Origin of the sequence: Enterobacter sp. Acro-832 (assembly GCF_011752745.1) — a bacterium.
In the GTDB taxonomy this organism is placed as follows: Bacteria; Pseudomonadota; Gammaproteobacteria; order Enterobacterales; family Enterobacteriaceae; genus Enterobacter; species Enterobacter quasiroggenkampii.
The window spans coordinates 489545-509765 of record NZ_VWWX01000004.1; the positions used below are offsets into that span (position 1 = coordinate 489545).

At 55.3% G+C, this 20221-nt stretch carries 24 protein-coding genes, 1 tRNA gene and 1 rRNA gene; 16 read left to right on the forward strand and 10 right to left on the reverse strand.

All coding sequences use genetic code 11. The features are described 5' to 3' along the window. Positions 1-4: 4 nt before the first annotated feature. Both frdC and frdD read left to right on the forward strand, forming a co-directional pair. The gene (gene frdC / locus F3J31_RS17080) at positions 5-400 is read left to right on the forward strand and encodes a fumarate reductase subunit FrdC (protein ID WP_045909548.1); all 396 of its coding nucleotides are present in this window, start codon (positions 5-7) and stop codon (positions 398-400) included. Positions 401-410: 10 nt separating this feature from the next. Then, entirely contained in the window at positions 411-770 is a 360-nt protein-coding gene (frdD, locus tag F3J31_RS17085) for a fumarate reductase subunit FrdD (protein ID WP_032662398.1), read from the forward strand. A 29-nt stretch (positions 771-799) separates the two neighbouring features. Here frdD and ampR read toward each other — a convergent pair whose 3' ends face one another. After that, positions 800-1675: a LysR family transcriptional regulator AmpR gene (gene ampR, locus F3J31_RS17090; RefSeq protein ID WP_167214323.1), complete on the reverse strand. Its 876-nt coding sequence runs from the start codon at positions 1673-1675 to the stop codon at positions 800-802. Positions 1676-1807: 132 nt separating this feature from the next. Here ampR and blaACT point away from each other — a divergent pair, with 132 nt between their 5' ends. Next, on the forward strand, positions 1808-2953 hold the full coding sequence (blaACT, locus tag F3J31_RS17095) for an ACT family cephalosporin-hydrolyzing class C beta-lactamase (protein WP_167214326.1): 1146 nt from the start codon (positions 1808-1810) through the stop codon (positions 2951-2953). A gap of 131 nt (positions 2954-3084) precedes the next feature. Continuing rightward, on the forward strand, positions 3085-3615 hold the full coding sequence (locus tag F3J31_RS17100; protein ID WP_167214328.1) for a lipocalin family protein: 531 nt from the start codon (positions 3085-3087) through the stop codon (positions 3613-3615). Here the strand turns inward: F3J31_RS17100 and sugE are convergent. Then, the gene (gene sugE, locus F3J31_RS17105) at positions 3612-3929 is read right to left on the reverse strand and encodes a quaternary ammonium compound efflux SMR transporter SugE (protein WP_008502938.1); all 318 of its coding nucleotides are present in this window, start codon (positions 3927-3929) and stop codon (positions 3612-3614) included. The two genes, F3J31_RS17100 and sugE, sit on opposite strands and share 4 nt — an antisense overlap. Before the next feature lie 261 nt (positions 3930-4190). Here sugE and F3J31_RS17110 point away from each other — a divergent pair, with 261 nt between their 5' ends. Further along, positions 4191-4790 (forward strand): LuxR C-terminal-related transcriptional regulator, encoded by a 600-nt coding sequence (locus F3J31_RS17110; RefSeq protein WP_048027839.1) that lies wholly within the window; start codon positions 4191-4193, stop codon positions 4788-4790. A gap of 37 nt (positions 4791-4827) precedes the next feature. On the opposite strand, the gene ecnB is transcribed toward F3J31_RS17110, so the two are convergent. The 3 genes from ecnB to efp form a co-directional block, all read right to left on the reverse strand. After that, complete coding sequence (ecnB, locus tag F3J31_RS17115) at positions 4828-4974, reverse strand: lipoprotein toxin entericidin B (protein WP_003025482.1); 147 nt, start codon at positions 4972-4974, stop codon at positions 4828-4830. Positions 4975-5082: 108 nt separating this feature from the next. Then, complete coding sequence (locus F3J31_RS17120) at positions 5083-5214, reverse strand: entericidin A/B family lipoprotein (RefSeq protein WP_024907352.1); 132 nt, start codon at positions 5212-5214, stop codon at positions 5083-5085. Between the two features lie 57 nt (positions 5215-5271). Next, positions 5272-5838, reverse strand: a complete 567-nt coding sequence (gene efp, locus F3J31_RS17125; protein ID WP_008502940.1) for an elongation factor P — start codon at positions 5836-5838, stop codon at positions 5272-5274. A 40-nt stretch (positions 5839-5878) separates the two neighbouring features. On the opposite strand from efp, the gene epmB reads away from it, so the two are divergent. Beyond that, positions 5879-6907: an EF-P beta-lysylation protein EpmB gene (gene epmB, locus F3J31_RS17130; RefSeq protein ID WP_049122278.1), complete on the forward strand. Its 1029-nt coding sequence runs from the start codon at positions 5879-5881 to the stop codon at positions 6905-6907. A 65-nt stretch (positions 6908-6972) separates the two neighbouring features. Here the strand turns inward: epmB and F3J31_RS17135 are convergent, their stop codons facing one another. Then, entirely contained in the window at positions 6973-7326 is a 354-nt protein-coding gene (locus F3J31_RS17135) for a DUF4156 domain-containing protein (protein ID WP_045909554.1), read from the reverse strand. Positions 7327-7557: 231 nt separating this feature from the next. On the opposite strand from F3J31_RS17135, the gene F3J31_RS17140 reads away from it, so the two are divergent. From F3J31_RS17140 to iadA, 3 genes are read left to right on the forward strand one after another with little or no spacing between them, the layout of a single operon-like run. Next, positions 7558-8220: a nucleoside recognition domain-containing protein gene (locus tag F3J31_RS17140; protein ID WP_167214331.1), complete on the forward strand. Its 663-nt coding sequence runs from the start codon at positions 7558-7560 to the stop codon at positions 8218-8220. Next, positions 8201-8662 (forward strand): YjiG family protein, encoded by a 462-nt coding sequence (locus F3J31_RS17145; RefSeq protein WP_045909556.1) that lies wholly within the window; start codon positions 8201-8203, stop codon positions 8660-8662. The genes F3J31_RS17140 and F3J31_RS17145 overlap by 20 nt, the downstream gene beginning before the upstream one ends. A gap of 10 nt (positions 8663-8672) precedes the next feature. Further along, positions 8673-9836, forward strand: a complete 1164-nt coding sequence (gene iadA / locus F3J31_RS17150) for a beta-aspartyl-peptidase (protein WP_167214333.1) — start codon at positions 8673-8675, stop codon at positions 9834-9836. Positions 9837-9901: 65 nt separating this feature from the next. Here iadA and groL read toward each other — a convergent pair whose 3' ends face one another. After that, entirely contained in the window at positions 9902-11545 is a 1644-nt protein-coding gene (gene groL, locus F3J31_RS17155) for a chaperonin GroEL (RefSeq protein WP_047748209.1), read from the reverse strand. Between the two features lie 31 nt (positions 11546-11576). Further along, positions 11577-11870, reverse strand: a complete 294-nt coding sequence (locus F3J31_RS17160) for a co-chaperone GroES (protein WP_003855929.1) — start codon at positions 11868-11870, stop codon at positions 11577-11579. Positions 11871-12049: 179 nt separating this feature from the next. Here F3J31_RS17160 and yjeH point away from each other — a divergent pair, with 179 nt between their 5' ends. Further along, positions 12050-13270, forward strand: a complete 1221-nt coding sequence (yjeH, locus tag F3J31_RS17165; protein ID WP_167214336.1) for an L-methionine/branched-chain amino acid transporter — start codon at positions 12050-12052, stop codon at positions 13268-13270. Between the two features lie 36 nt (positions 13271-13306). Here yjeH and F3J31_RS17170 read toward each other — a convergent pair whose 3' ends face one another. Beyond that, positions 13307-13771: an FxsA family protein gene (locus F3J31_RS17170; RefSeq protein WP_023616652.1), complete on the reverse strand. Its 465-nt coding sequence runs from the start codon at positions 13769-13771 to the stop codon at positions 13307-13309. A 335-nt stretch (positions 13772-14106) separates the two neighbouring features. Here F3J31_RS17170 and aspA point away from each other — a divergent pair, with 335 nt between their 5' ends. The 6 genes from aspA (at position 14107) to F3J31_RS17200 (ending at position 19892) form a co-directional block, all read left to right on the forward strand. After that, a complete protein-coding gene (gene aspA / locus F3J31_RS17175; protein WP_003855923.1) occupies positions 14107-15543 on the forward strand; it encodes an aspartate ammonia-lyase in 1437 nt (478 codons plus the stop codon). Between the two features lie 115 nt (positions 15544-15658). Continuing rightward, positions 15659-16960 (forward strand): anaerobic C4-dicarboxylate transporter, encoded by a 1302-nt coding sequence (locus F3J31_RS17180; protein ID WP_167214338.1) that lies wholly within the window; start codon positions 15659-15661, stop codon positions 16958-16960. 113 nt (positions 16961-17073) lie between these two features. Then, positions 17074-17397 carry a divalent cation tolerance protein CutA gene (gene cutA / locus F3J31_RS17185; protein WP_014168278.1) on the forward strand — a complete coding sequence of 108 codons (324 nt, stop codon included), beginning with the start codon at positions 17074-17076 and terminating at the stop codon, positions 17395-17397. Next, entirely contained in the window at positions 17373-19064 is a 1692-nt protein-coding gene (locus F3J31_RS17190; RefSeq protein WP_167214341.1) for a protein-disulfide reductase DsbD, read from the forward strand. The genes cutA and F3J31_RS17190 overlap by 25 nt, the downstream gene beginning before the upstream one ends. Positions 19065-19113: 49 nt before the next feature. Then, positions 19114-19689 (forward strand): transcriptional regulator, encoded by a 576-nt coding sequence (locus tag F3J31_RS17195; protein ID WP_021240733.1) that lies wholly within the window; start codon positions 19114-19116, stop codon positions 19687-19689. A gap of 127 nt (positions 19690-19816) precedes the next feature. Next, positions 19817-19892 (forward strand) — tRNA-Phe (locus F3J31_RS17200). Between the two features lie 214 nt (positions 19893-20106). Here the strand turns inward: F3J31_RS17200 and rrf are convergent. Next, positions 20107-20221: ribosomal RNA gene (gene rrf / locus F3J31_RS17205) — 5S ribosomal RNA — on the reverse strand.

Here is a 20221-nt window from a genome sequence, read left to right on the forward strand (position 1 = left end):
CATGATGACGACTAAACGCAAAGCCTATGTGCGGCCTGTGCCGTCCACCTGGTGGAAAAACCTGCCGTTTTATCGCTTCTACATGCTGCGTGAAGGCACGGCGGTACCGGCGGTCTGGTTCAGCCTTGAGCTGATGTACGGCGTTTTTGCCCTCAAGCATGGCCCGGAAACCTGGGCCAGCTTCGTCGGTTTTCTGCAAAACCCGATCATAGTGATTCTGAACCTGATCGTGCTCGCGGCCGCGCTGCTGCATACCAAAACCTGGTTTGAACTGGCGCCAAAAGCGGCGAACATCATTGTAAAAGGCGAGAAAATGGGGCCAGAGCCGGTGATTAAGGGGCTCTGGGCGGTGACGGTTCTGGTCACCGTGGTCATTCTGTTTGTCGCACTGTTCTGGTAAGGAGACTATTGTGATCAATCCAAATCCAAAACGTTCTGACGAGCCGGTCTTCTGGGGCCTCTTTGGCGCAGGCGGCATGTGGAGTGCCATCATTGCCCCCGTCATCATTCTGCTGGTCGGCATTATGCTGCCGCTGGGGCTGTTCCCGGGCGATGCGCTGAGCTACGAGCGCGTACTGGCGTTCGCGAGCAGCTTTATCGGCCGCGTGTTCATCTTCCTGATGATCGTCCTGCCGCTGTGGTGTGGCCTGCACCGTATTCACCATGCGATGCATGACCTGAAAATCCATGTACCAAGCGGGAAATGGGTATTCTACGGTCTGGCGACCATCCTGACCGTGGTGACGCTGATTGCGGTGGTCACCCTCTGACGCCTCTGGCCCGCCATCCGGCGGGCCTTTTATTTCTGCATCTTCCCCACCAGCCACTGCGCAAACTCACTCATTGCGGGCGTTTCTGCGCGTGACTGTAGCCTCGTGAGCCAGTAGCTGCCAAGGTCAATCTGCGTCGCAAAGGGTTGCACAATGCGCTCACTGTTCAGCAGGTGGGTAAACATATCGACAGGGGCAATCGCTATGCCCACGCCTGCCTGCGCGGCTTCCAGCATGGTCACGGACGAATCAAACACCATCACCCGGTGCGTCGGTGAAGGCGGGTGTTCTCCCGCGGCCTGCATCCAGGCGGTCCACTCGTCGCGCCGGTAAGAACGCAGCAGAGTAAACTTCAGGATATCGGCAGGAGTATGCAACGCGGCAGCGATATCAGGCGTGCAAAGCGGTGCCAGCGGCGCAGAACAGAGAAATGTCGCTTCCGTGCCGTGCCACGCCCCTCCGCCATAGCGAATGGCGTAATCAAGCCCCTCGGCTGCCGGATCGACGCGATTGTTGTGCGTCGACAGCTGAAGATCGATATGCGGATAGCAGCGACGAAAGTCAGCGAGCAGCGAAAATAACATCCCCGTAGCAAAGGTACCCACCACGCCAATTTTCAGCTTCTCCTGAGCGCGCTGGCTGGCAAAGCGATCCAGCATTCCGGCAATTCGGTCGAACGAGTCATTCAGTACCGGCAGCAAATTCTCGCCTTCCGTGGTCAACATCAGCCCACGGGAAACGCGGACGAACAGCTGGCAATTAAGGTGCTGCTCCAGCGCCTTTACGTGCTGGCTAATCGCGGAATGGGTGACATTCAGCTCGATAGCGGCATGCGTAAAACTGAGGTGCCTGGCGGCGGCTTCAAACGCCCGCAGGGAATTAAGAGGAAGATAGCTGCGCGTCATGGTCTCGTCCGTTAGAAAAATTAACAGCTAATGCTAAATTTAACCGTTTGTCAGCCACAGTCAAATCTCACAGACTACAGCGGTCTGACGGGCCCGGACACTCCCTTGAACTGCTATTACGGAAGATAACTAATGATGAAGAAAACCCTAAGCTGTGCCCTGCTGCTCAGCGTTGCCAGCGCTGCATTCGCCGCACCGATGTCCGAAAAACAGCTGGCTGAGGTGGTGGAACGTACCGTTACGCCGCTGATGAACGCGCAGGCCATTCCGGGTATGGCGGTGGCGGTGATTTATCAGGGTCAGCCGCACTACTTTACCTTCGGTAAAGCTGATGTTGCAGCGAACAAACCCGTCACCCCGCAAACCTTGTTCGAGCTGGGTTCGATAAGTAAAACCTTCACCGGCGTATTGGGTGGCGATGCGATTGCGCGCGGTGAAATAGCGCTGGGCGATCCGGTGACCAAATACTGGCCTGAGCTCACGGGCAAGCAGTGGCAGGGCATTCGCATGCTGGATCTGGCAACCTATACCGCAGGCGGTCTTCCGTTGCAGGTGCCGGATGAGGTCACGGATACCGCCTCCCTGCTGCGCTTTTATCAAAACTGGCAGCCAAAGTGGAAGCCAGGCACCACACGTCTTTACGCTAACGCCAGCATCGGTCTTTTTGGCGCGCTGGCGGTCAAACCCTCCGGCATGAGCTATGAGCAGGCCATGACGACGCGGGTCTTTAAGCCGCTCAAGCTGGACCATACCTGGATTAACGTCCCGAAAGCGGAAGAGGCGCATTACGCCTGGGGATACCGTGACGGTAAAGCGGTCCACGTTTCGCCAGGGATGCTGGACGCGGAAGCCTATGGCGTAAAAACCAACGTGCAGGATATGGCAAGCTGGGTAATGGTCAACATGATGCCGGACTCCCTTCAGGATTCCCCACTTAAACACGGTATTGCCCTGGCACAGTCTCGCTACTGGCGCGTGGGAGCCATGTATCAAGGATTGGGCTGGGAAATGCTGAACTGGCCGGTCGACGCCCAAACGGTAGTCGGGGGCAGCGACAATAAGGTGGCGCTGGCGCCGTTGCCTGCAAGAGAAGTGAATCCACCGGCACCACCGGTTAAGGCCTCCTGGGTCCATAAAACGGGCTCTACCGGCGGATTTGGCAGCTACGTAGCATTTATTCCTGAAAAGCAGCTCGGCATTGTGATGCTGGCGAATAAAAGCTATCCGAACCCGGCACGCGTTGAGGCGGCATACCGTATCCTCGACGCGCTGCAGTAAAACATTGCCGGGTGGCAGCTTCGCCTTACCCGGCCTATAAAATCCACGGTGTGCGGCGAAATACCCCGCACACTCTTCCGCATTTTTCCTGCTGTCATCTACACTTAACAAAAAACAGTAAGGAAACTCCTATGCGCATTCTGCCTGTTATCGCCGCGGTGACAGCCGCGTTTTTAGTGGTTGCCTGCAGTTCTCCTACCCCACCGCCTGGCGTTACCGTCGTCACGCCTTTTGATGCACAACGCTTCCTTGGAACATGGTATGAAATCGCGCGCCTCGACCATCGGTTTGAGCAGGGCTTAGAGAAGGTCACTGCGAATTACAGTCCGATGGATGATGGCGGTATTCAGGTGATCAACCGGGGCTATAATCCCGATCGTGAGATGTGGCAGCAGTCGGTTGGGAAAGCGTACTTCACTGGCGACCCGCGGCGAGCCGCGCTCAAGGTCTCTTTCTTTGGCCCGTTTTATGGCGGCTATAACGTGATCGCGCTCGACAGAGAGTACCGTCACGCGCTGGTCTGCGGGCCGGATCGCGACTACCTGTGGATACTCTCCCGCACGCCGACTCTTAGACCCGAAATGAAGCAGCAGATGCTGGACGTCGCGACCCGGCAAGGGTTTGATGTGTCAAAACTTATCTGGGTAAAACAGCCCCATTAGTGGGTGCTGAGCTTAAGCCCAACGATCCCGGCCACAATCAACGCGAGGCTGGCGATACGCGCCAGACTCGCTGACTCGCCAAGCAGCAGAATGCCGGTGATGGCAGCCCCCACCGCGCCAATACCCGTCCAGACGGCATAAGCCGTTCCCACAGGCAGAGAGCGCATCGCCCAGGATAACAGAACGATACTGACGATCATGGCGGTAACGGTAATGACGCTGGGCGTCAGGCGGGTAAATCCGTGGGTGTACTTGAGACCAATCGCCCATACCACTTCGAGCAGGCCAGCAATAAAAAGAATGATCCAGGACATGTCAGGCTCCTTAACTTAATGCAAGTTGGGGCCGTCCCCGGTGAAAGAAACGCTTACGGGTCGTCCCGTAAGGCAGAGATTACGCCCCCTATTGTGGTTAGCGTGCTATTTTTTTTCAATCATTTTTTGCTGAACACGTTAAGGCAAGAAATAGCCGCAGTATGGCGCGGAGTTCCGGCTTTTAGCACTCATCCGACTTCTCTATGATGATGTGCTTTCTGATGGCAGGAAGCCAAACCACTAGCCGACTGCGAATAAAATATGTTCAAAATTCTTTTGATTGACCGTTGTCACTTCACCCGCGCGGGGTTTGAAGCATGGCTCAATCATTCCGGTTTGTTCCCGGGACACTACGTTGTGACCGGGCTGAATAATCTGTTTCTTGCCAGAGAACACATTCTGCAATGGAAACCTGCGCTGGTCATCGCTGACCTGTACGGCTTCAGGCAGGATATTCACCATTTTCAGCAGCTCTCTTCTCTGCTTAACGCCAGTGAACGCTTACCGTTTATTTTACTGCAGTCGGGAGAGGACAGCGGCATGACCGACTGGCTTGGCAAGTTCCCGGTGTGGTCGTCACTGTTGAAAAACGCCAGTCTCAAAGAAGTGGCGACGGTTATCAACGACGCATTACGCTCGCGCGCAGGCGCTGACAGACCAACGGCGGCGGCCCCCTTGCTGACCCGCCAGGAAGAGAAGGTGCTAACATTGTGGATGGACGGCGCGAGCAATCAAAAAATTGCCGCTCACCTGAGTATCAATGGAAAAACGGTTTATACCTATAAACGCAATATCCGCATGAAATTACATATGGATACGCGTTTTTCTCCGTTCTTATCCCTGCAGGAATCAGAAAGCTGACGGTACGAAACCCGACTGGTCCCGTACCGTTTATTCGTTACTGCTGAGCTTTTGTTGCCGCACCAGAGATTGCGCTACCACCTTCAGAAATATCCTGACCGACGCCACGCGTGGTATTACAGGCCGTTAACACTGAAGAAAGTACCAGGACTGAAAAGATCGCTGCAATTGTCTTCTTAACCATAATATCTTCCTTTTATAGCCAAAGTTGTTTTGTGTATAGCAACTTAAGGATAGACAAAATCCCGCCGGTTGACGGAAAAGGACGCATTTTTAGGAAAATTAGACGAACTTAGCTGGCGGCGTGAGAAATGATATGACCCAGATCCTGGATATCTTGTCCCATTCCACGCGTGGTGTTACAGCCGGAAAGTAATGCACTGGAGAGCGCTAACAGAAGCAGAATTTTAACGGTACGTTTCATCATCCCTGCCTGCAAAAATCAGGCGCAGCGGGCGCTGCGCCTTCAGTCATACGTAAATTACTTCACGCGGGACACGTATTCGCCGGAGCGAGTATCCACTTTGATCACTTCGCCAGTCTGTACGAACAGTGGCACTTTCACCACTGCGCCGGTAGACAGTTTGGCTGGCTTACCGCCGGTACCTGCGGTATCACCCTTCAGACCTGGATCGGTTTCTACGATTTCCAGTTCTACGAAGTTTGGTGGGGTCACCGCGATAGGCTGGCCGTTCCACAGGGTCACGATGCACTCAGCCTGATCCAGCAGCCATTTAGCGCTGTCACCTACCGCTTTCTCATCAGCAGAGAGCTGTTCGAAAGTGGAGTTGTTCATGAAATGCCAGAACTCGCCATCGTTGTACAGATAGGTCAGGTTCATATCAACAACATCAGCGCCTTCAGCAGAGTCAGTAGACTTGAAGGTTTTCTCAACACGGGTACCGGTCAGCAGACGGCGCAGCTTAACGCGTGCGAATGCCTGGCCTTTACCTGGTTTAACGAATTCGCTGGCTTCAACCGCGTACGGTTCGCCGTCCATCATGATTTTAAGACCAGCACGAAAATCGTTGCTATAGTACGTTGCCATAAGGCCCTCTAAATTTGTTAACTGGTAGCTAAGCCACAAAATGGCGCATATTGTAACCCTAAACACCCCGTCCAGAGAAGATTGGTTATCGCAACTTGCCGATGTAATCACCAGTCCTGATGAATTGCTGCGTCTTTTAGACCTCGATCAGCACCCAGAGTTGCTTGCAGGACGCGAGGCAAAGCGCCTTTTCGCCCTGCGCGTTCCCCGTGCGTTTGTGGCGCGGATGGAGAAAGGCAACCCCGACGATCCGTTATTAAAACAAACGCTTACTTCGCAGGATGAATTCATTACTGCACCGGGATACAGCACCGATCCGCTGGAAGAGCAGAACAGCGTGGTGCCGGGTTTACTGCATAAGTATCTCAACCGCGCCCTGCTGCTGGTCAAAGGCGGATGTGCGGTAAATTGTCGTTATTGCTTCCGCCGGCACTTCCCGTACGCCGAAAATCAGGGCAATAAACGCAACTGGCAGGTCGCGCTGGACTATATTGCCGCCCATCCGGAGCTGGATGAGATTATTTTTTCCGGCGGCGATCCACTGATGGCGAAAGATCATGAGCTGGACTGGCTGCTGACTCAGCTTGAAGCTATCCCGCACATTAAGCGCCTGCGCATTCATAGCCGCTTACCGATTGTCATTCCGGCACGGATCACCGACGACCTGGTGTCACGCCTGGAGCAGTCCCGCCTGCAGGTGCTGCTGGTGAATCATATTAACCACGCGAACGAAATTGACGATGCGTTTTGCGCGGCGATGGCGCGACTGCGTAAAGCGGGCGTGACGCTGCTGAATCAGAGCGTGCTGCTGCGCGGCGTGAATGACAGCGCCCGCGTGCTGGCCGATCTGAGCAATGCCCTGTTTGATGCGGGCGTGATGCCGTATTACCTGCACGTGCTGGATCGCGTACAGGGCGCGGCGCATTTCATGGTGACGGATGAAGAAGCCCGGCAGATTATGCGCGAACTGTTAACGCTGGTTTCAGGCTATATGGTGCCGAAGCTGGCACGTGAGATTGGCGGAGAGCCGAGCAAGACGCCGCTGGATTTGCAGCTGCGGCAGCACTAAAAAGGCAGGTGGCGCTACGCTTACCTGCCCTACAGGGCCGGGCGCAGCGCCATCAGCACATTACATCAGTTCGGGCACTTATAGACCTGGCCCGTCATCTGGCTGGCGGTCGGCACGAAGCTGGACAGCATACTCTGCGTTGGGCTGCTTACGCCGTAAATCACGTTGCCACCCATTGCCGCAGCCTGATTACGCAGGGCATTCGCCGCACCGCGCATTGAGCCACCTTCTTCGCCATGCTGCCCTGACATCCAGTTACTTTGCTCACCGGTTGCCGTGCCTAACAGCTGGCATTCAGTGCCAGGCTTATCTTCCACAAAGCGAACGCCCTGGCCCGCTGCCGACAGCTCATTGCTGGAGCTACACCCCGCCAGCAGCAGTGCTGCCCCTACAATCCCTGCACAGACTTTTACGCGCATGTTATTCCTCGTTTTCAATAAGCTGGACAGTAGTTGTCCGTGTGTAAATCTTATACCTAAAAGATGACCAAAAGAAAAACGTTGAGCAATTCTGCGGGCCTGATTCCAGTCATCCCTTCCCTGATATCCTAAATGAATTCTGATATTGGCCTTTGGGATATCGTGTTTTCTTCTCCGATCGTTTTTAGTGATGCGACGTACAACTTTTGTACGCAACGAAAAGGAGGTTACATGAGTGCATCATCCTCAGGAGAGGAAAGAGTGACGTGGGTGGGCTATCTGGCGTTTGGGCTGACCATCGTTTTTTTCTCCGGTTTTTTCGCAAAAAGCACTGACTGGTGGCGCGTGCTGGACTTTACCGTCTTAAACGGCAGCTTTGGCCCGGTTAACGGCGCCCTGACGTTTCGCGGAACGGGCGGAACGGGGGCGAAAGACGGTTTTCTGTTTGCCCTTGAGCTGGCTCCCTCGGTCATCTTATCGCTCGGTATTATTGCCGTCACAGAAGGTCTGGGCGGGCTGCGTGCCGCGCAGCAGCTTATGACGCCTGTTTTACGTCCGCTGCTTGGTGTGCCGGGCGTTTGCTCCCTGGCGCTGATTGCCAACCTGCAAAACACCGATGCGGCGGCAGGGATGACCAAAGAGTTAACCGATGAAGGCGCGATTGCGGACCAGGAGCGCGCTATTTTCGCCACCTTCCAGACCAGCGGTAGCGCCATCATTACCAACTATTTTTCTTCCGGTGCCGCGCTCTTCACCTTCATTACCGTCCCGGTAATTACGCCGCTGGCCGTCATTCTGGTGTTTAAGTTTGTTGGCGCGAACATCCTGCGCCTGTGGATCGCCCACATGGAAAATCGTCTTCAGGAGGAAGAACATGATCGCCCAGCCGCGTAAAAATATCATGGATATGTTTATTGATGGCGCCCGCCGCGGCTTTACCATCGCCACCACCAGCCTGTTGCCGAACGTCGTCATGGCGTTTGTCATCATTCAGGCGCTCAAGGTCACCGGCCTGCTGGATATTGTCGGCAAACTATGTGAGCCGATTATGGCGCTGTGGGGCCTTCCGGGCGCGGCGGCAACGGTTCTTCTGGCCTCGGTGATGAGTATGGGAGGCGGCGTGGGCGTCTGCGCCAGCCTGGTCGCCGCCGGCACGCTCAACGGCCACGATGCTACCATCCTGCTGCCCGCCATCTATCTGATGGGCAATCCGGTGCAAAACACCGGCCGCTGCCTGGGGACCGCCGGCGTGAACCCAAAATATTATCCGCATATTATTACTCTTTGCGTCATTAATGCCCTGATCTCGATGTGGGTGATGCAGCTACTCTTCTGAGGAGATAAAAATGGATTTTTCAGTGCTGACCCCCCACCTTTTCCGCAACGCACATCTCTTCGCTCCGGAGGATAAAGGACGTTGCGATCTGCTGATCGCTGCGGGGAAAATCGTGGCGATCGAAAAAGCGAGCCAGGGAACAACGAGGCCAGACTGCCCGGAAAGCGATCTCGCCGGGGCGGTGGTTTGCCCGGGGTTTATCGACCAGCATGTGCATTTGATCGGGGGCGGCGGTGAGGCAGGCCCTCACACCCGCACGCCAGAGGTTCGCCTGTCTGCACTCGTGGCCGCAGGCATCACCTCCGTTGTGGGCCTGCTCGGCACCGACGGCGTAACCCGCCATCCTGAATCGCTGCTGGCAAAAACGCGGGCGCTCGAACATGAAGGGATCAGCGCATGGATGCTGACGGGCGCGTACGGGCTGCCTTCACCGACAATCACCGGCAGTGTCGAAAAAGACGTGGCGCTGATAGACAAAATTATCGGCGTGAAATGCGCAATCTCTGACCATCGTTCTTCCGCGCCAGCAGACCACCAGCTCGCCAGTATAGCTGCCCAGTCTCGCGTAGGTGGGCTGTTGGGTGCCAAAGCGGGCATATCCGTGTTTCACCTCGGCAACAGCCCAAAGATGCTGGAGCCGCTACTAAGCATCCTGCATAACGCCGACGTTCCCCGCCTAAAACTGCTGCCAACTCACGTTAACCGCGCCCAGGCGCTGTTCCATGCCGCGCTGAACTATGCCCGCGAAGGCGGCTTTATCGACATCACGACCAGCATCAGCGAACCGATTGACGCCGCCAGCGCCATCGTGATGGCCCGCGAGGCTCAGGTGCCGTTTAACCGGCTTACGCTCAGTTCTGACGGTAACGGCAGCCAGCCGAAATTTGACGAGAGCGGCAATCTGGTGGGTATAGGCGTGGCGGGGTTCGAATCCCTGCTCGAAACTCTGCAACAGCTGGTCAACCGACATCAGTTGCCGCTGGAAGAGGCGCTTCTTCCGTTTACGCAAAACGTGGCGGCGTTTCTCGGTCTGGAACATAAGGGACGGATCGCGCCCGGATGCGATGCCGATTTCCTGGTGCTGACGGATGACCTGCAGATCCGCGACGTCTGGGCCAAAGGCCGCCAGATGGTGCGTGAAGGTGCCGTATGCGTCAAAGGGACTTTCGAATAGCACGCAATAAAAAACCCCGGGCATTTCTGCCCGGGGTTCGTTCTGAGAGGTTCAGAACAACATGATTACATCATGCCGCCCATTCCGCCCATGCCGCCCATACCAGCAGCACCTAAGTCAGGCGCATCGCCTTTTGGCAGGTCGGTCACCATGCACTCGGTGGTGATCATCAGACCAGCAACAGAGGCCGCGTACTGCAGAGCAGAACGGGTCACTTTAGTTGGGTCCAGGATACCGAAGTCGATCATGTTGCCGTATTCTTCGGTTGCAGCGTTGTAACCGTAGTTACCTTCGCCCGCTTTAACCTTGTTCGCCACAACAGATGGCTCTTCACCGGCGTTAGACACGATCTGACGCAGAGGGGCTTCCATTGCGCGCAGCGCAACTTTGATACCCACGTTCTGGTCTTCGTTCTGAGCAGTCAGGCCAGCCAGTTTAGCGGCAACGCGCACCAGCGCAACGCCACCACCCGCAACCACGCCTTCTTCTACCGCAGCACGGGTCGCGTGCAGGGCATCGTCAACGCGTGCTTTTTTCTCTTTCATTTCAACTTCGGTCGCAGCACCGACTTTGATTACCGCAACGCCGCCTGCCAGTTTCGCTACGCGCTCCTGCAGTTTTTCACGGTCGTAATCGGAAGTCGCTTCTTCGATCTGCTTACGGATCTGAGCAACACGGCCCTGAATAGCGGCTTCTTCACCCACGCCATCGATGATGGTGGTGGTGTCTTTGTTGATCACAACGCGTTTCGCCTGACCCAGGTCTTCCAGGGTCGCTTTTTCCAGCTCCATACCGATCTCTTCGGAGATGACGGTACCGCCAGTCAGGGTAGCGATATCCTGCAGCATCGCTTTACGGCGATCGCCGAAGCCAGGTGCTTTAACCGCAGCCACTTTCACAATGCCGCGCATGGTGTTAACAACCAGGGTCGCCAGCGCTTCGCCTTCAACGTCTTCAGCGATGATAACCAGCGGTTTGCCTGCTTTCGCAACGGCTTCCAGCACTGGCAGCATTTCGCGGATGTTGGAGATTTTCTTGTCAGCCAGCAGGATGAACGGGCTTTCCAGCTCAACAGCGCCAGTCTCTGGCTTATTGATGAAGTATGGGGACAGGTAACCGCGGTCGAACTGCATACCTTCAACCACGTCCAGTTCGTCTTCCAGACCGGTACCGTCTTCAACGGTGATCACGCCTTCTTTACCGACTTTATCCATCGCTTCCGCGATCAGTTTACCCACGGTTTCGTCGGAGTTAGCGGAGATGGTACCTACCTGAGCAATGGCTTTAGAGTCAGAGCACGGTACGGACAGCGCTTTCAGTTCTTCAACAGCGGAGGCGACAGCTTTGTCGATACCACGTTTCAGATCCATTGGGTTCATGCCCGCCGCAACGGCTTTCAGACCTTCGGTGATGATCGCCTGCGCCAGAACGGTCGCGGTGGTGGTACCGTCGCCTGCAGCGTCGTTCGCTTTAGAGGCAACTTCTTTCACCATCTGCGCGCCCATGTTTTCGAACTTGTCTTCCAGCTCGATTTCACGTGCTACAGAAACACCATCTTTGGTGATGGTTGGCGCGCCGAAGGATTTATCCAGCACTACGTTACGACCTTTCGGGCCCAGGGTCACTTTAACTGCATCTGCCAGTACGTTTACGCCGCGGAGCATTTTTACACGAGCGTCGTTACCGAATTTTACGTCTTTAGCTGCCATGTTCTTATTTCCTCAAATTCTCGTGCGTAAATTACGCTTCAACAATTGCCAGAATGTCGCTCTCGGACATGATCAACACTTCTTCATTGTCGATCTTCTCGGATTTCACGCCGTAGCCATCGTTGAAAATTACGATGTCACCAACTTTAACGTCCAGCGGCTGCACAGTTCCGTTTTCCAGGATGCGGCCCTTACCGACAGCGATGATTTCGCCACGCGTTGATTTGGCTGCTGCAGAACCGGTCAGAACGATGCCGCCAGCAGACTTGGTTTCAACTTCTTTACGTTTGACGATCACACGATCATGTAACGGACGAATACTCATTGATAGCTCTCCTTTGAGAAAGTCATTATCAGTTATGGATGACGCCGGCCCGCATGCGGTTTTCCGACTAGTGCCCTGAGAGATGGGGATAGCTTTTTACCCCTTCAAGGGGGAGTTGAAAAAAAAATTTGCGAAAGTGTTACCATCGCCTCTCTTTTGGTATTGGCAGGGCGATGTCAATGAGTGGACTCAAGCAGGAGTTGGGGCTGGCGCAGGGCGTTGGCCTGCTCTCAACCTCCTTGTTAGGTACGGGCGTGTTTGCCGTACCCGCACTGGCGGCGCTGGTGGCAGGAAATAACAGCCTGTGGGCGTGGCCGGTGTTGATTGTACTGGTTTTCCCGATAGCCATTGTGTTTGCCATCCTGGGGCGGCATTTTCCCAGCGCGGGCGGCGTGGCGCACTTTGTCGGCCTGGCCTTTGGCGCACGGCTGGAGCGAGTGACCGGCTGGCTGTTTCTCTCTGTCATTCCGGTTGGCCTCCCGGCGGCGCTGCATATTGCGACAGGTTTTGGGCAAGCGCTGTTTGGCTGGCATCACGAGCAGCTGTTGCTGGCCGAGCTGGGGACGCTGGCCATCGTCTGGTGGGTGGGCTCACGCGGCGCCAGCTCCAGCGCCAACCTGCAGACGCTGGTTGCGGTGCTGATTGTCGCGCTTGTGGCCGCTATCTGGTGGGCGGGCGATATCACCGTAAAGGAGATTCCCTTCCCGGCGGTAACAGACGTCGACCACGCGCAGCTTTTTGCCGCGCTCTCCGTCATGTTCTGGTGTTTTGTCGGTCTGGAAGCCTTTGCCCATCTGGCGTCGGAATTTAAGCAACCTGAACGTGATTTCCCCCGCGCGCTGATGATCGGCCTGCTGCTGGCGGGTACGGTCTACTGGGCGTGTACCGTGCTGGTGTTGCACTTCCACGCGTTCGGCGCGGATCTCGCCGCCGCGGCATCGCTGCCGGGTATCGTGGTTGAACTGTTTGGTGTGAAAGCGCTGTGGATTGCCTGCGTCATCGGCTATCTGGCCTGTTTTGCCAGCCTCAACATTTATATCCAGAGCTTTGCCCGTCTGGTGTGGTCGCAGGCGCTGGATAAACCTGATAACCGCCTCGCGCGCCTGTCTAAACGCCAGCTGCCGCTGAATGCCCTGAATGCTGTACTGGGCTGCTGCGTGCTGAGTACGCTGTGCATTTACGCCCTGAAGATCAATCTGGATACGCTGCTCGTCTACGCCAACGGCATTTTTATTATGATCTACCTGCTGTGTATGCTGGCGGGCTGCCGTTTGCTGAAAGGCCGTTATAAAGCACTGGCGGTTGTTGGGGGGCTGCTGTGCCTGCTGTTGCTGGCGATGGTGGGATGGAAGAGCATGTATGCCATCGTCATGCTGGCGGTGTTGTGGCTGGCGCTTTAGTAGGCCCGGTAAGCGAAGCGCCACCGGGCAACAAAATCACCGATCGTCTTTGTGATCCAGACGGTCGTGCTGTTCATCCTTACGCTGATATTCCCCTTCAAACGTGTCGCCTGGCCCGGTGCTGAACCCACCGCCGGGCATACGGCTAAAGCGCAGATGCGGCAGCAGCTTCATGGTGAGGTGTTTTTGCACCGGCGGCAGTAGCAGCAGAAGGCCGAGGAAATCGGTGAAGAACCCTGGCAGAATCAGCAGCAGCCCCGCAATAATCAACGACACGCTTTTGATCATCTCTTCCGCCGGGCTTTCGCCTGCGGCCATCTTCTGCTGCATTATCAGGAAATTTTTGAAACCCTGATTACGCACCAGCGACATGCCGATGACGGAGGTGAAAATCACCAGAATCAACGTCAGCAGGACGCCCAGCACATGGGCAACCTGGATGAAAATGGAAATCTCAATGTAAACATAGAGAAAGAAAGCAATAAACGGTATCCAGCGCACTGGCATCTCCTGTGTGGCAGAGGCCATCGGGCCCCTGTCTGAATGTGTTCGCGACGCGTGTTTGTATGAGATGGTGACGGTTAGCGAAAATTCAATCAGTTTGCACGGATATTTTTTTTGGAAATATTAAAGCGGTGACCCATTTCACAGATTAATAATTATCATGGAATCGGCTCGATAATAAGTGATCCAGCTTACGGCAATTCGCTATCATCAGCATATGATCTCGAGCATCTGGCTGATTGAGGGAATAATCGTCGGCCAGAAAATATTCAAAACCACATAAATACTGTGTGTTTAGTACAATCCATCGGCAGCTTGAAAAGAAGGTTCACATGTTAAACAACATTCGTATCGAAGAAGACTTGTTGGGTACCAGGGAAGTTCCAGCGGATGCCTACTACGGTGTCCACACTCTGAGAGCGATTGAAAACTTCTACATCAGCAACAGCAAAATCAGCGACATCCCTGAGTTTGTTCGTGGCATGGTGATGGTGAAGAAAGCCGCAGCCCTGGCCAACAAAGAGCTGCAAACCATTCCTAAAAGCGCGGCAAATGCGATTATCGCGGCCTGCGATGAAGTGCTGAACAACGGCAAATGCATGGATCAGTTCCCGGTTGACGTCTATCAGGGCGGCGCGGGCACTTCCGTCAACATGAATACTAACGAAGTACTGGCAAACATTGGCCTGGAGCTGATGGGTCACCAGAAAGGTGAATACCAGTACCTGAACCCGAACGACCACGTCAACAAATGCCAGTCCACCAACGACGCCTACCCAACCGGCTTCCGTATTGCGGTGTATGCCTCCGTGGTGAAACTGGTGGATGCGATCAACCAGTTGGGCGATGGTTTCCAGCGTAAAGCGGTTGAGTTCCAGGACATTCTGAAAATGGGTCGTACCCAGCTGCAGGATGCGGTGCCGATGACCCTCGGTCAGGAATTCCACGCGTTTAACGTACTGCTGAACGAAGAGACCAAAAACCTGCTGCGTACCTCCGAGCTGCTGCTGGAAGTGAACCTGGGCGCCACCGCCATCGGTACGCGTCTGAACACCCCGGATGGCTATCAGCAACTGGCGGTACAGAAGCTGGCTGAAGTGTCCAACCTGCCGGTTGTGCCTGCAGAAGACCTGATTGAAGCGACCTCTGACTGCGGCGCCTACGTCATGGTACACAGCGCGCTGAAACGTCTGGCGGTGAAACTGTCCAAAATCTGTAACGACCTGCGCCTGCTCTCTTCCGGTCCGCGCGCTGGCCTGAATGAAATCAACCTGCCAGAACTGCAGGCGGGTTCATCCATCATGCCGGCCAAAGTGAACCCGGTCGTGCCAGAAGTGGTGAATCAGGTTTGCTTTAAAGTCATCGGTAACGATACGACCGTAACCATGGCCTCTGAAGCGGGTCAGCTGCAGCTGAACGTGATGGAGCCGGTAATTGGCCAGGCGATGTTTGAATCTATCCACATTCTGACCAACGCCTGCTACAACCTGCTGGAAAAATGCATCAACGGCATCACGGCAAATAAAGAAGTCTGTGAAGGCTATGTCTATAACTCCATCGGGATCGTCACCTACCTCAACCCGTTCATTGGCCACCACAACGGCGACATCGTCGGTAAGATTTGTGCCGAAACCGGTAAGAGCGTGCGTGAAGTGGTGCTGGAGCGCGGGCTGTTGACCGAAGCCGAGCTGGACGATATCTTCTCGGCCCAAAACCTGATGCACCCGGCATATAAAGCGAAACGATATACCGATGAAAGCGAACAGTAACCGTTCAGGCTAGGCTTCTTAAGGCACGTCACTTGTGACGTGCCTTTTTTCTTTTTAGGCGTTACCAAAATACAACAATTCAATATCAACTTGTTAATAAGCAAGGCAGGTCCTTATGTTTGGAGCAGAACTCGTCATCGTCTTGTTGGCGATTTATTTGGGAGCACGACTCGGGGGTATCGGCATCGGTTTTGCCGGCGGTCTTGGAGTGCTCGTTCTTACCCTTATCTTTCAGATTAAACCCGGCGCTATCCCGTTCGACGTTATCGAAATCATCATGGCTGTTATTGCCGCTATTGCCGCCATGCAGGTGGCAGGCGGTATGGACTACCTGGTAAGCCTGGCGGAACGCATGCTACGCCGCCACCCTAAATACATTACCTTCCTTGCTCCGCTGGTGACCTGGTTTATGACCATTCTCGCCGGTACTGGCCACACCGCTTTCTCCACGTTACCGGTGATTACCGAAGTGGCGAAAGAACAGGGTATTCGTCCGTCGCGTCCGCTCTCCATTGCCGTCGTCGCGTCCCAGATCGCCATTACCGCCTCGCCGATTTCCGCGGCGGTGGTCTTCTTCGCCGGTATCCTGGAGCCGATGGGCGTGAGCTATCTGACACTGCTGGCGATCTGTATCCCGGTGACGCTGATTGCGGTGATGATTACCGCTGTGCTGTGCAACTTCCTCGGCGCTGAACTGAAAGACGACCCGGTTTATCAGGAGCGTCTGGCAAAAGGTGAAGTGAGCCTGCGCGGCAGCCAGGTCTTCGAACTGAAGCCACATGCGAAACGCTCCGTGCTGCTGTTCCTGATTGGGATTGTCGCCGTCATGTTCTATGCGACCGCCATCAGCGATACCGTGGGGCTGATCCAGAACCCGGTCCTGCCGCGTAACGAAGCGATTGTGGTGTTCATGCTGACCATCGCAACGCTGATTAGCATCACCTGTAAAATTGACACCAGCGAAGTGCTGAACGCCAGCACTTTCAAATCCGGTATGAGCGCCTGCGTGTGCGTGCTGGGTGTGGCGTGGCTCGGTGATACCTTCGTGAAAGCGCACATTAGCGACATTCAGACCGTAGCAGGCGACCTGCTGCATAACTACCCATGGCTGCTGGCGGTCGTGCTGTTCTTTGCGGCTACCCTGCTTTACTCTCAGGCAGCGACTACCAAAGCGCTGATGCCTGCGGCTCTGATGCTGGGCGTCACCCCGTTAACTGCTATCGCCTCGTTTGCTGCTGTTTCTGCCCTGTTCGTGCTGCCTACCTACCCAACCTTGCTGGCGGCCGTTGAGATGGACGACACCGGCTCAACCCGTATCGGTAAGTATGTGTTTAACCATGCGTTCCTGATCCCGGGCGTGGTCTCCATTTCACTCTGCGTGATCCTCGGCTTTATCATCGGTGGCGTGGTGCTGTAAACCGTTCCCGGTTGTAAAAATAGTTAAAATCGGGCCGCTCTGCGGCCCGTTTCATTAATGACCAACCGCCTTGCGTGATATAGTGAAACCTTTCGTGATGAGGAGGTCGACTTGTGAACACGCCTGATGCCGTTGTCGTACTGTGTACCGCCCCTGATGAAGCCTCTGCCCAGGATCTCGCCGCCAAAGTGCTGGCCGAAAAACTGGCAGCCTGCGTCACGCTCCTCCCCGGCGCGACCTCTCTTTACTATTGGGAAGGTAAGCTGGAACAAGAGTACGAAGTCCAGATGTTGCTCAAAACCAATCTGGCGAATCAGCAGGCACTCCTGGACTGCCTCAAATCTCATCATCCTTACCAAACCCCGGAGCTGCTGGTCCTGCCAGTGGTTCATGGCGATAACGACTATCTCTCATGGCTCAACGCTTCCTTACGCTGATCCTGCTGCTGTGCAGCACATCAGTATTTGCCGGGTTGTTTGACGCGCCCGGCCGTTCGAACTTCATTCCTGCCGATCGGGCGTTTGTTTTCGATTTTCAGCAAAACCAGCATGACCTTACGCTTAACTGGCAGGTGAAAGAGGGCTATTACCTCTATCGCAAGCAGGTAAGCATTACGCCTGCTCAGGCCAGCGTGGGCGCTTTAAAGATGCCCTCTGGCGAGTGGCATGAAGATGAGTTTTACGGCAAAAGCGAAATCTATCGCCAGCACCTGAGCGTGCCTGTTACGGTGAATCAGGCGGATAAAGGTGCGACCCTGACGGTGACCTATCAGGGGTGCGCGGATGCCGGATTCTGCTATCCGCCTGAAACAAAGGTGGTTCCGCTTAGTGAAGTGAAAGCCTCTGCCACGGTTCCCCCTCTTCCTTCAGGCGAGAAGCGTGAAGCTCCCGCTGACCTTCCGTTCTCCGCGCTGTGGGCCTTGCTGATCGGTATCGGCATTGCCTTTACGCCGTGCGTGCTGCCGATGTATCCGCTCATCTCTGGCATTGTGCTGGGCGGCAAACATCGCCTTTCCACCGCCCGCGCGCTGCTGCTGGCCTTTATTTACGTGCAGGGTATGGCGCTGACCTACACGGCACTCGGCCTTGTGGTCGCCGCTGCCGGGTTGCAGTTCCAGGCCGCACTTCAGCACCCTTATGTGCTGATTGGCCTGTCGGCGATATTTATCCTGCTGGCACTGTCGATGTTTGGCCTGTTCACGCTGCAGTTACCGTCAGCTCTGCAAACCCGCTTAACGCTGATGAGTAATCGCCAGCAGGGTGGTTCGGCAGGCGGCGTGTTTATGATGGGGGCCATCGCCGGACTGATTTGCTCCCCTTGCACCACCGCACCGCTGAGCGCCATCCTGCTCTATATTGCCCAGAGCGGCAATCTATGGCTTGGCGGCGGTACGCTGTACCTTTACGCGCTGGGCATGGGCCTGCCGCTGATTCTGGTTACGGTTTTCGGCAATCGACTTCTGCCGAAGAGCGGCCCGTGGATGGAGACGGTGAAAACCGCATTTGGTTTTGTGATTCTGGCGCTGCCGGTGTTCCTGCTGGAGCGCATTACGGGTGACGTATGGGGCTCTCGCCTCTGGGCGATGCTCGGCGTAGCGTTCTTCTCCTGGGCGTTTATCGTCAGTCTGGGGGTGAAAAAAGCGTGGATGCGCCTGGTGCAAATCCTCCTGCTCGCCGCCGCGCTGGTGAGCGTGCGCCCTCTTCAGGACTGGGCGTTCGGCTCGCCGGTCGGCCAGACGCAGGCGCATCTGAACTTCATCCAGATTAAGAACGTTGATGAGCTCAACAGCGCGCTCGCACAGGCAAAAGGCAAGCCGGTGATGCTCGATCTCTATGCCGACTGGTGCGTCGCCTGCAAAGAGTTTGAAAAATACACCTTTAGCGATCCTCAGGTACAAAACACCCTGAAAGAGACTGTTCTGCTCCAGGCGAACGTAACCGCCAATAATGCGCAGGATAAGGCTCTGCTGAAGCAGCTTAACGTGCTTGGGCTGCCAACCATCCTGTTCTTCAATCAACAGGGACAGGAGCAGCCAGAACAGCGTGTAACCGGCTTTATGGATGCCGCGGCATTCAGCGCGCATTTGCGCAATCGCCAACCGTAAACAACACTGTAAACGTAACACACCGTTGGGAATAGCGGAGGAGACAACCGTGCAACGCGAAGACGTACTGGGACAAGCCCTGCAATTACTTGAGATTTATGGGATCGCCAGCACCACGCTTGAGATGGTAGCCGACCGTATCGATTACCCCCTGGATGATCTTAAGCGCTTCTGGCCGGATAAAGAGGCGCTCGTTTATGATGCTCTACGCTATCTCAGCCAGCAGGTTGATATCTGGCGCAGGCAACTGATGCTGAATGAAGAGCTGACTGCGGAACAAAAGCTGCTGGCGCGCTATACCGCCCTGACGGAATGTGTCAGCAACAATCGCTATCCGGGTTGCCTGTTTATTGCGGCCTGTACGTTCTATCCCGATCCCGACCATCCTGTCCACCAGTTGGCGGATCAGCAAAAACGGGCAGCGCATGACTTCACTCACGAACTGCTGACCCGTCTTGAAGTGGATGACCCGGCAATGGTGGCGAAACAGATGGAGCTGGTGCTGGAGGGCTGCCTGAGCCGCATGCTGGTGAACCGTAGCCAGGCCGACGTGGATACGGCGCACCGACTGGCGGAAGATATTCTACGCTTTGCTCAGTGCCGTATGGGCGGGGCGTTGACGTAAGCGAGCCTGTTAAATTTGCCCTATTCGACGCGTAAACCATCAGATTGCCGCAAAGTTAAGCAATTGAACAGCTTTTCCCGAAATAATGTTGACGATAAGGCGCGATTGCGGTTTAATGCGCTCCGTTGCCCGGATAGCTCAGTCGGTAGAGCAGGGGATTGAAAATCCCCGTGTCCTTGGTTCGATTCCGAGTCCGGGCACCACTATTTAAAGAACCCAGCCTATGGCTGGGTTTTTGCTTTTCTGCGTTTATAAATCCCTTCTTTAGTATTCTTGCTTCTTTTTACCGTGGGATCGTGCGGTCTGCCATGCCCGGTGGCGCTGCGCTTACCGGGCCTACAAAACCATCCGGCATGATTTCTGACGCACAAAGCAAAAAACCCCGCACCTTACGGTACGGGGTTCTTCTTAATTGATGCCTGGCAGTTCCCTACTCTCACATGGGGAGACCCCACACTACCATCGGCGCTACGGCGTTTCACTTCTGAGTTCGGCATGGGGTCAGGTGGGACCACCGCGCTAAAGCCGCCAG